The following is a 13292-nucleotide window of genomic DNA, read 5'->3' as shown; positions in this document are numbered from 1 at the left end:
AGCACTTCTTCCCGCTCACGTGCCCGCGGGGCACCGCCGGAGAGGAGCGTGCATGATGCCCCGGTGCGCGCCCACCCGGTCCTCGACGTGCTGGCCGCCCGGCGCGCCGAGGGCAGCACGCCGAGCCGGCGGAGCGACCCCCACCGCGTCGCCCTGGCCGTCGAGGGCGGCGGCAGCCGGGCCACGTACTCCTCGGGCATGGTGCTGGCGCTCGAGGAGCTCGGGCTCGCGGAGTGCTTCGACGCCGTCTACGGCTCGTCCGCCGGCGCGCTGGCGGGGAGCTGGCTCGTCGGCGCGCAGGCCGCGCACTGCTGCGCCGGCTGGTACCGCCCGGGGCTCATGGAGCGGGTGACCCGGCCCGGCCGCGGGCTGCGCGGCCAGCCGGTGGTCGACGTCGAGTACCTCATCCACACCGTCGGCGAGGACATCGTCCCGCTCGACTGGCAGATGGTGCTCGACGCCGAGGTCCCGCTGCACCCGGTGGCCACCGACGTCGAGACCGGCGAGGCCGTCGACCTCCACGACACCATCGTCGACAAGGCCTCCCTGCAGCTCGCGCTGCGCGCCAGCGCGGCGGTCCCCCTGCTCGCCGGGCTGCCGGTCGAGATCGATGGGCGCCGCTACGTCGACGCCGCCGTCGCCGAGCCGATCCCCTTCCGCACCGCGGTGCACCAGGGCGCCACGCACGTGCTCGTGCTGCGCACCCGCCGCGCGGACCAGACCGCGATCGACGCGACCCGCCTGGAGAAGGCGCTGGTGTCCCGGCTCGGCGCGGTCAACGTGCCGGGGCTGGTGCACGTGCTGGGCAACCGGCTCGAGAACCGCCGCGGCGACGACCGCCGGCTCGCCCACGCCACCGCCTCGCCCGACGGCGAGCCCCCGTACCTGTTCGAGGTCCGCCCGCCGTCCGGCGCGGACACCATCAACCCGCTCGAGACCGACCCCGACGTCCTGCGCCGCGGCATCGAGACCGGGCAGGGCGCGCTGCGCCTGGCCCTCCAGTTCGACGAGGACGGGCGCGACGTGGAGCTCAGGCCGGCCTGAGCCGGCTGGTGCCGGGCGTCAGCCGGCGGCCGCCGTCCGCAGCGGCAGCCCCGCGACGATGCGGGCCGCGTCGCCTCTGGGCCTCGCTCGGGTTCGAGCGACGACGAGGACCCCGCGCGACGCACCGCCTGATCTGCGCGGGTCAGGCGCGCCGGGCCGCGTCGCCGGGGGCGGCGTGGTCCTCGTCGGTCACGAGCTTGAGGGGGACGCCGGTGACGACGCGGGCCGCGTCGTGACCCATCCGCCGGGCGACCTCGGCGTTGACGTCGGGGTCGACCGTGACCGGTCGCCCCGCCGGGAGTTTCGCGTGGTGGACGGCGATCCCGCGCTCGGTGAGGCCGACGCCGACCTCGAGCGATGAATCGCGCGCGACGCGGTGGGCCAGGACGGTCGGGTCGGGCTCGTCGTCGTGGCCGGGCCGCAGCTCGTGCGGCACGCCCTCCTCCTCCAGCCCGGCGCGCAGCTCCCGCAGGATCGCGGCGGGGAACGTCCCGGCGGCGGCGACGAGCACCATCGGACGGGTCGGGCCGTCGCCGACGCTCACGCCGCCCCCGAGACCCGGCGACCGCGGGCGTGCCCGGCCACCAGCCCGGACGCCACCGCGTTGCGGGGACCCAGGCTGCCCCGGACGTTGCCGGTGCCGCAGACGATGCCGTGCGGCGCGACCGCGTCGGCGATCATGTCGGGGATCTCGAAGTCGAGCGCGGACCCGCCGAGCAGCACCACGAACTCGATCTGGCGCAGGGTGCCGCCCGGCGCGATCTGCTCGAGGGCGCGCAACGCGTTGACCACGAACACCCGCCGCTTGGCCTCGCGTCGGGTGTGGCGCAGCGTCGCCAGATCGTGGCGGCCCGGGACCGCGTGCATGCCCTCGTCGGTGAGGACCACAACCCGGGCGAACAGCTCCGGGGCCAGCGGCTCGGTGAAGAACTGCGCCGTGCCGTTCTCGTGCCGGACGTGGAAGAAGCTCTCCACCTTCGCCAGCGGGTAGCGCTTGATCTCCTCGGCCACCTGCTTGTCGTCCAGGCCGAGCTCGGCGTCGATGAGGGTGGTGACCAGGTCCCCGGCACCCGCGACGTGCACCGAGTACACCTCGCCGTCGGTGTCGGCGTGGGCCGCGTCCGTCGAGCCGCCGCCGAGGTCGAGCACCACGATCGGCTCCCCGCTGCCGGGGGTGGTCAGCGCGCCGCCGACCGCCATCTCGGCCTCGATCCCGCCGATCTCGACCTCGAGCACACGTTGGGCCTCCTCGGCGAGCACGCGGCGCACCTCGGCGGCTACCTGCTCCATCGGCCCGCGGCTGGTGCGCACCATCGCGGCGAGCAGGACGGCGTCCTCCCGCGCGACCTCCTTGGCCAGCCCGCCGCGGACCTCCTGCGGCACGAGCGTGTCCACCGCCAGCAGGTCCTCGATGGCGACCTCGTCGGGACGCTGCCCGGTCAGCTCCGACATCGCGTCACGGACACCGGCGATCATGCCGCCGACGTGGGTGCCGCTCTCCCCCTCGGCGTCGACCAGCGGCCGGATCCGGGCGAGCGCCCGCATGATCTCGTCGGCGCCCGCGTCGACCTCGACCGACACCGTCGAGGACCGCCCGCGCAGGGCGATCGAGCCGGCCGGCACCCGGCGGTCGGTGATGTCGCCGCCCGGGGTGCGCACGACGACCGCGGACCGGTTGCCGGTGAGCGACCGGGCCACCGGTGAGATCATCTTCGTCTGCTCGGCGTCGAGGTCGAACAGGGTGGCGATGCCGTAGGAGTTGGACAGGGTGCGGATGGTGCGTCCCGGCTCGGCGACCTCGACGGCGGCGAGCATGCCCAGCGGGACCTCGTCGACCAGGGTCACCTCGTCGACGATCGGCAGGGTCTCCTCCAGCCGGTTAGCCACCAGCACCGCGTCGTCGCCCCCCAGGATCGCGCCGCGCACCCCGACCCCGCGGCGGGCCGCCGCGACCAGGGCCTCGGCGACGTCCTCGAAGTCCTCCGCCGCGGGCACCACGACGAGGACGTCCTCGCCGGCCGCCCGCTCGGCGAGGTCGGCCAGGGCGACCGTGGTGCCCACACCGATGCCGCTGCCGCCCGGGGTCCGGGGGTCGTGGCCGATCATCGTCGACTCGGTCACGACGGTCTCGGTGATGGTCTCCATGGCGAGCCCGCTGATCACCGGGGTGGCCTCGTTGGTGAGGACGAGGTCGACGTCCGGCCACCGGCACCCGCCGTCGGCCAGCGCCTGCCCGGCGGCCTTCCGCACGCCCTCGGCGTTGTCGGGGGTGCCCTTGATCCCGGTGGTGGGCGCGAGGCCGCTGCCGAGGTACTCCACGCCGCCGTCGTCGTCGACGCGGGCGCAGCAGGCCTCCGTGGTCGAGTTGCCGATGTCCACGCCGACGACGAGGCGCGGCGCGCCGGATGCCACCGCGGTCAGCTCCCGGCGCGTCGGATCGACACGTCGAGCTCGACGATGCCCCCGTCCGGCTCGATCATCTCGGTCTCCTTGAGGTGCAGCAGCGCCGCCTTGGCCTGGTAGCGCGGGCGGGCCATGAAGTCGTTCTGCACCGGGACCGGCGCGGGCGAGTCGCCCTTGGCGTACTGCGCGGCGTTGCTGCCGATGGCGCGGAAGGTCTCCGGCGTCAGCAGCGGGGCCTGGGGGAACAGCTCGAGGTTGCTGAGCTTGGCCAGGTCCTTCTGGTGGATCATCGAGGTCCCGCGGGACAGGATCCCCACCCCGATCCCCGACCCGGACAGCCGGGCCGCCCGGTGGGCGATCTTGGCCAGGTCGCTGGAGTCCTTCACGCGCACGATGCGCAGCGAGACGCCCTGCTCCTCGACGCCGGCCATCACCTCGCGCAGCACCTCCGCGAGCGGGATGTTCGAGATGGTCTTGGTGAAGAAGGAGCAGAAGGCGGGCGAGATCCCCAGGACCACCTCGTCCTCGCGCTCACCGCGTCCGGCCGGCCCCTTCTCGGTGATCTCGGCGGTGCGCTCCGGTCGCCCGGTCTCGGTGCTGGTCACGTCACTCGACCTCCTGCTCGGGGTTGCTGGCGGACAGCACGTGGCGCAGCCGCTTCATCTCCTCCCAGCGCTCGCCCGAGGGGCGGTAGCCGGTGCCGGGACCTGCGTAGTCGTTGGCGTCGTTGATCGCCGACCGCACGGAGAAGTCGCCGTCGAGGATCGCCGAGGTCTGCAACAGGTCGCCGGAGACGCGCTGGCGCAGCACGTGGAGCAGGTTCTCGGCGACGTCGCGGAACCCCCCCTTCTCCAGGGCGGCCACCAGGTCCAGCCCGGTGATGCCGCGATCCATCACGCCCTTGGCCGCCTTGAGGTCCTCGAGCACGTCGCGCTCCGGGAGCTCCTCGCTGCCGTGGGCGTAGATGCCGGCGTCGACCTCCTCGTCGGTGATCGGCGGCAGGTCGAGGCCCGCGAAGACGGCCTGCAGAGCGCGGATCGCCTTGCCCCGCACCGCCAGGACCTCCTTCTCGGCGACGTGGCGCAGCCCGCCGTCGACCTTGAGGTCGCGCTGGATGGTGTTCCAGTCGTCGTAGTCCTCCGGGTCCCAGTTGGAGCCCGCGAACATGTTGTCGGCGTTGGGGACGCCGGAGTAGCCGGACACCACGAAGTCGGTCCCGGGCAGCAGCTGGGGCATGGTGCGTGCCGTGCGCCGCATGGGCGAGTGCGAGAACGACTGGTCGTTGCCCGACGCGCACTCCAGGTCGAGCATGCTGGCCACCAGGTTCTCCGCGGCCACCGCGCGGATGCCGGAGGGCACGGCCCCCGGCACGCCGATGCAGCTGATGGAGCCGTTCTGCAGGCCCTGCACACCCGCGCCCTTGGCCACCTGGATGCAGCGGATCTCCAGGTACAGCATGGACTTGCCCTCGGCGTTGCCCATCTGCACCTCGGCCCCGGTCCCCGAGGTGAAGCGCATCTTGATCCCGCGCGAGGCGTAGGCGGACGCGAGGAACGCCTTGGACCAGGGCGTGTCGTCGCCGTCGACGAACACCGACTCGGTGCCGTACACCGAGATCGTCTCGGCGTAGGCGGTGATGCCCCGCATCCCGAGCTCGAGCTCGGTCGCCTCCTCGAGCGCGCACTGGGTGATGACGCCGCCGCGCCCGGTCTGCCCGCCGACCTGCAGCGCGATGGCCACCAGCGGCGCGTACCGCACGACGCCGAGGGTGGTCTCCAGCTCGGCGAACCCGCGCAGCGCGGCCTCCGCGGCGTCGGCGGCGACCTGCACGGGGTTGTCCCGGGCGCTGGTCGAGTGCGCCTGGTTGGCGGGGGTCCGCCGGGCGCGCATCTTCTGCATCGCCATCATGATCTCGACGACGTTCATGCTCTCGACGACGTCGAGCAGCTTGGCCGGGGTCAGCCCGCGAGTGAGGTGGAGGATGTCCTGCCGCGGTACTCGGGGGTCGACGATCCGGGCGGCGATCTCCTGCGCGTCGAGGGCCATGGCCTCCTCGGCGGCAGAGATGTCGATCGCGTGGTCAGCGATGAACTGGTCGAGGAAGTCGAAGTCGGAGCGCTCGCGCCCGTCCATCTCGACGATGACGCCGTCCTCGACGCGGATGCTCGGCTCCGGGTCGTAGGGGCTCTCCATCGCGATCATGCCGACCTCGGGCCACTCCTCGACGAAGCCGTCGAGCTGGATCGGTCGGGCCTCGATGATCTCGGTGCGCGTCGAGTGCCGGTTCTGGGCCGGGCGGTCGGTACTGGTCATGACGGCCTCTCTCGGGTCGCGGGGCGACAGTGTCGTCCGCGGGGTCAGTCGTCGGCGGCGGCCAGCAGGTTGCGTCGCCCGTAGACGTCGGCGGCCTCGCGGACGAGGGCCGCAGTGCGCCCCGCCGAGTACTCACGCTCGAGCTCGTCGGCCAGATCGGCCAGCTCCTGCCCGCTGGAGGCGTTGGGCCGCAGGGCGTTGTACATCGCGAGGACACGCTCGTCGGGGATCTCGGTCATCTCGGCAGCCCTGCGGAAGTTCTCCGCCAGCTGCCACCGCCCCGCGCCGTCGGCGATCTCGGCCTGCATGAGCAGCGTGTCGGGCGCGATGCGCAGGTCCAGCGGGCTGAGGTCGCCCGCCACCACCGCGTCCAGGGTCAAGTCCTCGATGTGCTTGCCGGTCGGGGTGTGCAGCAGGTCGGGCCGCCGGCTGCTCAGGGGGTAGTCGACCGCGGGGTCGAGATGCCGGTCGCCGGTCTGGGTCACGGGTCGCTCACCATCCGCTCGTGTGGGGTCGTGCTCTGGTCAGGCCTTCAGCGCGGCGACGGCGGCCTCGGCGACGCGGACGTCCTGCTCGGCCGAGCCGGCGCTGACGCCGACGGCGCCGACCAGCTCGCCGTCGCGGTGCGCCGGGATTCCGCCACCGAAGACGACCATGCCGCCGGCGGTCTGCTCGAGCCCGTAGAGCTCGGCACCCGGCTGGACCAGCGGCATGAGCGCCGCGGTCGGGGCCTCCATGAGGATCGAGGTCTTCGCCTTGCGCTGGGCGATGTCGATGCTGGCCCGGATCGCGCCGTCCTGGCGGGCGAAGGCCAGCAGGTGGCCACCCGCGTCGACGATCGCCACGTTCATCGGCTGGCCGATCGCGTCGGCCTCGGCGAGCCCGGCATCGAGCATCCGGCGGGCCTCGGCAAGGGTCAGTCCCGGCATCTCGGGAACCTCCGGGGTGGGGTGACGCCCGCACCCGGACCGGTCCCTGGGGACCTCACCGTCGGGGGGCGGCCGGGGAGAGTCCGGCGCGCAGGACGCTAGGAGCGCACGGGCCGCCCCGGCCACGGGGACTGTCCCCACCCCGGGGCATGGGGGATGTCCCCCATGGCGCTCCTAGGAAGCAGCGGGGCTCCGCGTGCCTGCGACGGCGACGCGGGTGGCGTCGAGGTGGTCGCGCAGCCTGGCGCGGGCCTCGTCCGCCCGCCCCGGGGCGAGCGCGTCGACGATCGCCTCGTGCTGGGCGAGGATCTCCTGCGGCCGGCGGGGCCCGCGGTCCAGCGAGCCGAGGTTGATGCGCAGCTGACGGTCGCGCAGCGAGGCGTAGAGCTCGAGCAGGATCGGATTGCGCGTGCTCTCGACGATCGTGATGTGGAAGCGCCGGTCCGCCTCGGCGAACGCCGGCTCGTCGTCGTCGGCGAGCGCGGCCCGCTGGACGTAGAGCACCTCGTGCAGGGCGCGTGCGACGGCCTCGCGCTCCGCCGTCGGCGCCTCGCAGAGCTTGCCCAACGCGTGGCCCTCGACCACCTCGCGGGCCTCGAGGACGGCCTCGACCTCTGCCGGCGACACGGCGACGACGAGCGCCCCGCGCTTGGGGAACAGGCGTAGCAGCCCCTCGGCCTCCAGGCGCAGGAACGCCTCGCGGACGGGGGTACGGCTCATCGCGAGGGCGTCGGCCACCTGGCCCTCGGTGATGAGCTCACCGCCGGGCAGCGAGCCGTCGAGGATGCGCGCCTTGGTGTCCCGGTATGCCCGGTCCTTGGCCGAGGTCCCGTTCCCCACCGCGCACCCACCCTTGCCGTCGAGTCGGCGTGACCCTACTCTCACCGCATCGATGCATCTTGTATGCATCCGGTTCCCGACGTGGTCGAGGAGGACGACTGGTGGTGGCCGCGGCTCCCCTCGACGCCCTGCCCGCTCCCGCACCGGCGGGGCACGACGAGGCGGATCCGCTGCTCCAGCGCATCGCCGACCACCTCGGGTCGCTCACCGGCGGCACCGGCTGGGTCGTGCGTGTCGACGAGGCCACGGGCACGTGGGCGGTGGCGGCCGGCGCGGGCGACGTGCCCATCGAGGCCGTCGACCGGGTCCTCGCGACGCGCGGCCCGGTGGTGGACGACGAACCGGGACGCGAGCCGGTGCTCGCCGTGCCCGCGCGCCGCGGCCCGCGGGTCATCGGCGCGTGCGTGGTCACCGGCACCGGGGCCTTCTCCCCCGCCGACGTCCACCTGGCGGAGCTGTTCGCCGACTACGCGGTCCTCGCGCTGGCCGACAGCGGCGCGCTCGCCGGCCGCACCCTCGAGCAGGCCGTGCGCGAGGAGCTCGCCTGGGTGGAGGGGCACGGGTCCCCGCGCGCCGACCTCGTCACGGTGGGCGCCGGCGCCGTCCCCGGCGAGGTGGCCGACGAGGTCTTCCGGATGGCGCAGGAGGCGCTGCTCAACGTCGTCGTCCACGCGGACGCCGCCTGCGTCCGGGTGGGCGTGCTGCACGGGCCCGGCACGTTGACCGTGCTCGTCGAGGACGACGGCCGCGGCTTCGACGCCACCGCTCAGTCCCGGCTGCACGTGGCGACGGCGGGTGCGCGGCTCGGGCTGCGCGCGATGGCCGCGCGGGCGCGGCGCCTCGACGGCGAGCTCGAGATCGACAGCACGCCGGGCCGCGGGACGCGGCTGCGCCTGACCGTCCCGTGCGCGGCGGCCGCGGTCCCGCAGGGCCGGGCGCGGACCGGGGTTCTCGTCGCGGCCGTCCGCCCGGTGGTGCGGGCGGGCGTGGTCCGGCTGCTGCAGCTCGGCGAACCGGGGCTCGGCATGGTGTCCGAGGTCGCCGAGCCCGCCGACGACCTCGCCGGCGCCTGCCGGCTCCTCGGGCCCGACGTGCTGGTCGTCGAGCACGGCCTGCTGGGCGACGACCTCGCCGTCCTCGACCGCCTCGCCGCCCTCCCCGCCCCGCCCGCGGTCGTGCTGCTCGCGCACGACTGCCCCGACGAGCGGCTGCGTGCCGCCGTCGCCGCCGGGGTGAAGGGCTGCGTCGACCCGGACGCCGACCGCCTCGTCGCCGTCGTCACCGCCGCCGGGCGCGGCGAGACCCTGCTGGCCGACGACCAGCTGAACCGGCTCGCGGCGCCACCCCGTGCGCCCGGGATCACCCCGCGGGAGCACGAGGTCCGGGGTCTCGTGGCCCGGGGCCTCACCGACCGCCAGATCGCGCGGACCCTGGCCATCTCCGCCAAGACCGTCGAGAAGCACGTGGGCTCGCTGCTGCGCAAGACCGGCACCCGCAACCGGACGATGCTGGCGCGGTTGGGGTAGCGCGGGGTTCCCGCAGCGAACGTGCTGTTCGCTGCTTCTACGCGCACGGAGTCCCCGTTCGCTCGGCCCGGTCAGGCGCCGAGCTGCGCGCGGGCGATCCCCGCGACGGCCGAGAACCCGCGCACGGGCTCGAACCGCTCGGCGGCGGCGGTCAGCGCGTCGTACTCGTCGTCGCCGAGACGGATCTCGGCGGCGGCGCAGTTGCTCTCGAGCTGCGCGACGCTCGAGGCGCCGGGGATGGCGCACACGACCGGGTGGTGGATCGTCCACGCCAGCGCGACCTGCGAGGGCGTCGCGTCGTGGGCGTCGGCGACCTCGCGCAGCGTCTCGATCAACGGCGTCGCGCGGCGCAGGCTCTCGGGCAGGAAGAGCGGGTTGAGCGAGCGCACGCGATTGGCCGGGCGGTGGTCGGCGTCGTACCTGCCCGACAGGAAGCCCTGGGCCAGCGGGCTGTAGGCGAGGATCGCGCGGCCCGCGGTGCGGGCGTAGGGCAGGAGGTCGCGGTCGGGGTCGCGCGCGACGAGGCTGTACTGCACCTGGTCGGAGACCACCTGGGTGCCGAGCGCGGTCTCGGCGCCCTGCCAGCGGTCGAGCGAGTAGTTGCTGACGCCGACCTCGCCGATGACTCCCGCGGCCTGCAAGGTCCGCATGCCGGCCATCGTGGTGCCGTCGCCGATCACCGGGTTGGGCTGGTGGACCTGGTAGAGGTCGATCCTCCGGCGCAGCCGGGCGGCGCTGGAGGTGCCGCGCTGCACGACGACCTGGTCGATCGGCAGCACAGGGAAGATCTTCGTCGCGACGACGGTGGTCTCGGGGTCGGCGTCGGCGCGGTCGAGCGCCTCGCCGAGGATGCGCTCACTGCGCCCGAAGCCGTAGGCCTCGGCGGTGTCGAAGACGGTCACGCCGAGCTCCAGGGCGCGCGCGACGATCCGGCCGGCCTCACCGTCGGCGCCGGCGTAGTCGCGCCCGTACCCCCACTCCCGGGACCCGAACTGCCAGGTGCCGAGGCCGATCGCGGACCAGCTCTTCGCGGTGGGGAGATCGAGGTAGCGCATGTCCTCCGTTCTACCCGCCTTTGACCTCCGGTCTCGTGAGTGCCTTCCCGTGCTGGGGCACGGGGAAGCACTCACAGGATCGGATCGAGGACGTGCTCGCGCACACGCTCGACGGGCAGGTCGAGCAGGCACGCGGGCTCGGGGGCCAGCGGACATCCGGCATCCCACCAGCAGACCTGCTCGGTGATCGCGGTCGGCATCCGGTACGGGCATCCGGGCAGGCCCTGCAGGTTGGTGCCCTCCTCGAGCCCGTAGCGCGAGGCCGCCGTGGGCCCGAAGAGGCCGACGGTGCGCGTGCCCACGGCCGCGGCCAGCCGGACCGGGCCGGTGTCGGGGCCGACGACGGTGCCGCCGGCCTCGCCGACCGCGGCGAACAGGGCGCCGAGGCCGCGCAGGTCGGTCGGCGGGAGCTCGGCCGCACCCTCGACCGGGCCGACCGACAGCACGGGGCCGGGCAGCGACGCCGCCAGCTCCGCCCACCGGCGCGCCGGCCAGCGCTTGACGGCCATCCCGGCGTCGGGGACGAGGACGGTCGGCGTGTCGCGCGGGCGAGGATGTGGCGATCCTGGCGTCTGATGCCAGCAAAGCCGCATTGCTCGGACCAGCGCGTCCCGACCCCGCGCGCGCTCGTCGTCGGTGAGGACGACGCGCGGGGGTCGGAGCTCGTCGGCGATGACGCCCTCGGCGGCGAGGATGCGCTGGTAGCGCTCTCCCACCAGCTCGTCGGGCGGCGGGTTCCGCCACAGGTTCGCGACGGCCCTCGTCCCCCGGGCGGCGGCGTCGCTCTCGACGAGGTCGCCGATGCCGTCGAAGCGCGTCGTCGTGACGGTCAGGTCGGGGGCCAGGTCGACGAGGGCCTGCTCGATTGCGGCGCGCTCGTCGTGCTTCTCGGCCGTGCGTACCGCGGCGACGGCGGGGTCGCGGGCCAGCAGTGGGACGCTCGGGGCGTGGGTCAGCACGGTCAGCTCCGCGCCCGGGTGCGCGTCGGCCAGCGCGTGCACGCTCGGCAGCACCATGATCAGGTCGCCGAGCCCGCCGAGCAGGTCGATCAGGAGGATGCGGCGCACCGGGTCACCTCTCGGTAGACCTCCACGTGCAGCGCGGCGAGCGTGTCCCACGACTGCCCGCGCACCAGCTCGTGGCCACCGGCGGCGACACGTTCTCGCAGCGCGTCGTCGCCCAGCAGCCGGCGCAGCCCGTCGACGAGCACCTCCGCGTCGCGCACCTGCCGGGCCACGACGACCGTCTCGCCGTCGACGAGGTCGGGGTCCTCGGGCGCGTCGGGGCGGCGCGTGACCAGGGTGGGCAGCTGGTGGTCCAGCGCGGCGAGCAGCGCCCCGCTCTTCAGCGTGGCGCCGGCGGTGAACGGGAACGCGGCGACGTCGGCGGCCTGCAGCGCGGCGCTCACCTCGCCGGCGGGCCGGTGCCCGGTGATCGTGACGCGGTCGGCCGCGCCCGCCTCGGCGATCTGCCCGGCCAGCTCCGCGCGGAACGCCTCTGCCTCGTCGGCGGGCAGGGCGAGCGAGGTGAAGCCGCCCAGGATCAGCAGGTGCACCCGCGGCCGCTCGGCGGCGAGCTTCGCGACGGCGTCGGCGAGGTAGCGCAGGCCCTTGACCGGGTGCACGAAGCCGAAGAACACCACGAGCTCCGCGTCCTCGGGCACGCCGAGCGCCCGGCGGGTGGCGACGCGGTCGGGGGCATCGGGAGAGACCTCGACGTTGGGGAGCAGCGGCGCCCGGCGTGACGCGACACCGCACCGGTCGGCCAGCGTCGTGGCGTGCTCGCCGTTGGTCGTGAGCACCGCGGCGCTGCGCGGGACGAGGCGGCCGGTCTCGCGGTCGGCCCAGCGACGCCGCTCGAGGAACGACCACACGCGCGCCGGCACGCGGGGCGCCCACGACCACCAGCCGTACTCGTGCAGGGTCGTCACCAGCGGTCTCCCCGCGAGGTCGCCCAGCAGCCCGGGCGCGCCGGAGAACCCGAACGCCGAGGGCGCGAACTGCACATGGGCGACGTCGGCGCGGCTCGCGCGCAGCAGGCGGGCGGCGCGCAGCAGCCCCCGCACGCCCGGGTCGACGGGCACGTCGACGACGTCGAGACCCCGGCGGTCGAGCGCGTCGGCGAGGTGCACGGTGTAGTCGGCGACCCCGTCGTGGGCGGGGTCGGCGCGCCCGTGCACCAGGGCGACACGCAGAGGACTCACCCGGCGCCGGTACCCGACCCGCCCGGCGGGCAACCGTGGGCCGTGCGCGCTTCCCCGTGCCGGGGCACGGGCAAGCGCGCACGAGACCGGAGGTCAAAGGTAGATCGAGCAGGCGTCGAAGACGGCTTCGCGGACCGGGTCGTCGTCGCAGTCGCGGGCCGGGCGCAGGACGGCGTCGCCGGCGAGCAGCCGCGCGAAGGCCGCCGCGACCTCGCGCAGGTACGCGCCCTCGGCCACCGCCCGCCCGAAGTGCGCCATGAGCACGAGGTGCACGTCGTCGGCGAGGTCGGCGAGCCGCGCCGTCGAGGCCGCGAAGGCGGCGAGGTCGGACTCCGGCGCCTGGGCGTACGTGGGTCCGGTGTTGACCGTGTCCCCGCCGAACAGCAGCCCGGCGTGCTCGTCGAGGAAGCAGACGGAGTCGGGGCTGTGCCCGGGCGTGTGCAGCACGGTGAGCGCGCGCCCGCCGAGGTCGACCACGTCGCCGTCGGCGAGCAGCGCGGGCTCCAGCGCGGGGCCGGGCGCCCAGGTGGTCTCGTCGACCCCGGGCGGCAGCGGGCGCGGGTCGGAGTCGGCGGAGAGCAGGTGGAAGAAGTCGCGGTCGAGCGCCCGGTACGCGTCGGCCGCCGTCAGCATCCGGCGCGTGTGGGCGAGGTAGCGGCGCCGCTCGGACGCGCTCGCGCCCGCCCGCAGCTCGGCGACGCCGGCGGGGTGGATCGCGACCCGGTCGAATTCCGCGTCGCCGCCCACGTGGTCGAGGTGGGCGTGGGTGTGCACGACGTCCACCGGGCGGTCGGTGAGGGCCTCGACGACGCGGCGGATCGGGGCGATGCCGAGCCCCGAGTCGACCAGCACCGCCCGGTCCCGTCCGGCCACGAGGAAGGAGTTGACGTGCCCGGGCTCGGCGACGAGCCACACGCCGCGGGCGACGGGCCGCGCGTGGAACCACCCTGACCAGGCCACGCGCGTGATGCTGCCAGCA

At 74.8% G+C, this 13292-nt stretch carries 13 protein-coding genes; 2 read left to right on the top strand and 11 right to left on the bottom strand.

Annotation, left to right across the window (positions count from 1 at the left end; genetic code table 11):
- Positions 1 to 63 precede the first annotated feature (63 nt).
- The gene (locus C8D89_RS04995; RefSeq protein WP_116707009.1) at positions 64 to 1044 is read left to right on the top strand and encodes a patatin-like phospholipase family protein; all 981 of its coding nucleotides are present in this window, start codon (positions 64 to 66) and stop codon (positions 1042 to 1044) included.
- Positions 1045 to 1186: 142 nt separating this feature from the next.
- Here C8D89_RS04995 and C8D89_RS04990 read toward each other — a convergent pair whose 3' ends face one another.
- From C8D89_RS04990 to C8D89_RS04960, 7 genes are all read right to left on the bottom strand, one after another.
- Positions 1187 to 1588: a glycerol dehydratase reactivase beta/small subunit family protein gene (locus C8D89_RS04990; RefSeq protein WP_243417867.1), complete on the bottom strand. Its 402-nt coding sequence runs from the start codon at positions 1586 to 1588 to the stop codon at positions 1187 to 1189.
- Positions 1585 to 3456 (bottom strand): diol dehydratase reactivase subunit alpha, encoded by a 1872-nt coding sequence (locus C8D89_RS04985; protein WP_116707008.1) that lies wholly within the window; start codon positions 3454 to 3456, stop codon positions 1585 to 1587. Before C8D89_RS04985 ends, C8D89_RS04990 begins: the two co-directional genes overlap by 4 nt.
- Before the next feature lie 5 nt (positions 3457 to 3461).
- Entirely contained in the window at positions 3462 to 4052 is a 591-nt protein-coding gene (locus C8D89_RS04980) for a propanediol/glycerol family dehydratase medium subunit (protein WP_116707007.1), read from the bottom strand.
- 1 nt (position 4053) lies between these two features.
- Positions 4054 to 5760, bottom strand: a complete 1707-nt coding sequence (locus tag C8D89_RS04975) for a propanediol/glycerol family dehydratase large subunit (RefSeq protein ID WP_116707006.1) — start codon at positions 5758 to 5760, stop codon at positions 4054 to 4056.
- 44 nt (positions 5761 to 5804) lie between these two features.
- On the bottom strand, positions 5805 to 6245 hold the full coding sequence (locus C8D89_RS04970) for a diol dehydratase small subunit (RefSeq protein WP_116707005.1): 441 nt from the start codon (positions 6243 to 6245) through the stop codon (positions 5805 to 5807).
- A gap of 39 nt (positions 6246 to 6284) precedes the next feature.
- Positions 6285 to 6689: a GlcG/HbpS family heme-binding protein gene (locus C8D89_RS04965; RefSeq protein WP_116707004.1), complete on the bottom strand. Its 405-nt coding sequence runs from the start codon at positions 6687 to 6689 to the stop codon at positions 6285 to 6287.
- 174 nt (positions 6690 to 6863) lie between these two features.
- The gene (locus tag C8D89_RS04960; protein ID WP_243417866.1) at positions 6864 to 7529 is read right to left on the bottom strand and encodes a GntR family transcriptional regulator; all 666 of its coding nucleotides are present in this window, start codon (positions 7527 to 7529) and stop codon (positions 6864 to 6866) included.
- Positions 7530 to 7633: 104 nt separating this feature from the next.
- Between C8D89_RS04960 and C8D89_RS04955 the strand changes: the two genes are divergently transcribed.
- Complete coding sequence (locus tag C8D89_RS04955) at positions 7634 to 9055, top strand: ATP-binding protein (protein ID WP_165825554.1); 1422 nt, start codon at positions 7634 to 7636, stop codon at positions 9053 to 9055.
- 71 nt (positions 9056 to 9126) lie between these two features.
- On the opposite strand, the gene C8D89_RS04950 is transcribed toward C8D89_RS04955, so the two are convergent.
- The 4 genes from C8D89_RS04950 to C8D89_RS04935 form a co-directional block, all read right to left on the bottom strand.
- A complete protein-coding gene (locus C8D89_RS04950; RefSeq protein WP_116707002.1) occupies positions 9127 to 10110 on the bottom strand; it encodes an aldo/keto reductase in 984 nt (327 codons plus the stop codon).
- A gap of 71 nt (positions 10111 to 10181) precedes the next feature.
- Entirely contained in the window at positions 10182 to 11177 is a 996-nt protein-coding gene (locus C8D89_RS04945; RefSeq protein ID WP_207787067.1) for a glycosyltransferase family 9 protein, read from the bottom strand.
- Entirely contained in the window at positions 11159 to 12313 is a 1155-nt protein-coding gene (locus C8D89_RS04940) for a glycosyltransferase family 4 protein (RefSeq protein WP_165825553.1), read from the bottom strand. Before C8D89_RS04940 ends, C8D89_RS04945 begins: the two co-directional genes overlap by 19 nt.
- 93 nt (positions 12314 to 12406) lie before the next feature.
- Positions 12407 to 13273 (bottom strand): MBL fold metallo-hydrolase, encoded by an 867-nt coding sequence (locus C8D89_RS04935; protein WP_165825552.1) that lies wholly within the window; start codon positions 13271 to 13273, stop codon positions 12407 to 12409.
- Positions 13274 to 13292: the final 19 nt, after the last annotated feature.

It is taken from the genome of Actinomycetospora cinnamomea (genome assembly GCF_003096675.1).
Classification (GTDB): Bacteria; Actinomycetota; Actinomycetes; order Mycobacteriales; family Pseudonocardiaceae; genus Actinomycetospora; species Actinomycetospora cinnamomea.
The sequence above is the reverse complement of the archived record's forward strand: the minus strand, read 5'-3'. Positions and strand labels throughout refer to the sequence as shown.

What these genes read in the sequence shown, in the direction of transcription:
- C8D89_RS04965 (WP_116707004.1), bottom strand. Translation starts at nt 6,689, where the DNA reads ATGCCGGGACTGACCCTTGCCGAGGCCCGCCGGATGCTCGATGCCGGG.
- C8D89_RS04950 (WP_116707002.1), bottom strand. Translation starts at nt 10,110, where the DNA reads ATGCGCTACCTCGATCTCCCCACCGCGAAGAGCTGGTCCGCGATCGGC.
- C8D89_RS04975 (WP_116707006.1), bottom strand. Translation starts at nt 5,760, where the DNA reads ATGACCAGTACCGACCGCCCGGCCCAGAACCGGCACTCGACGCGCACC.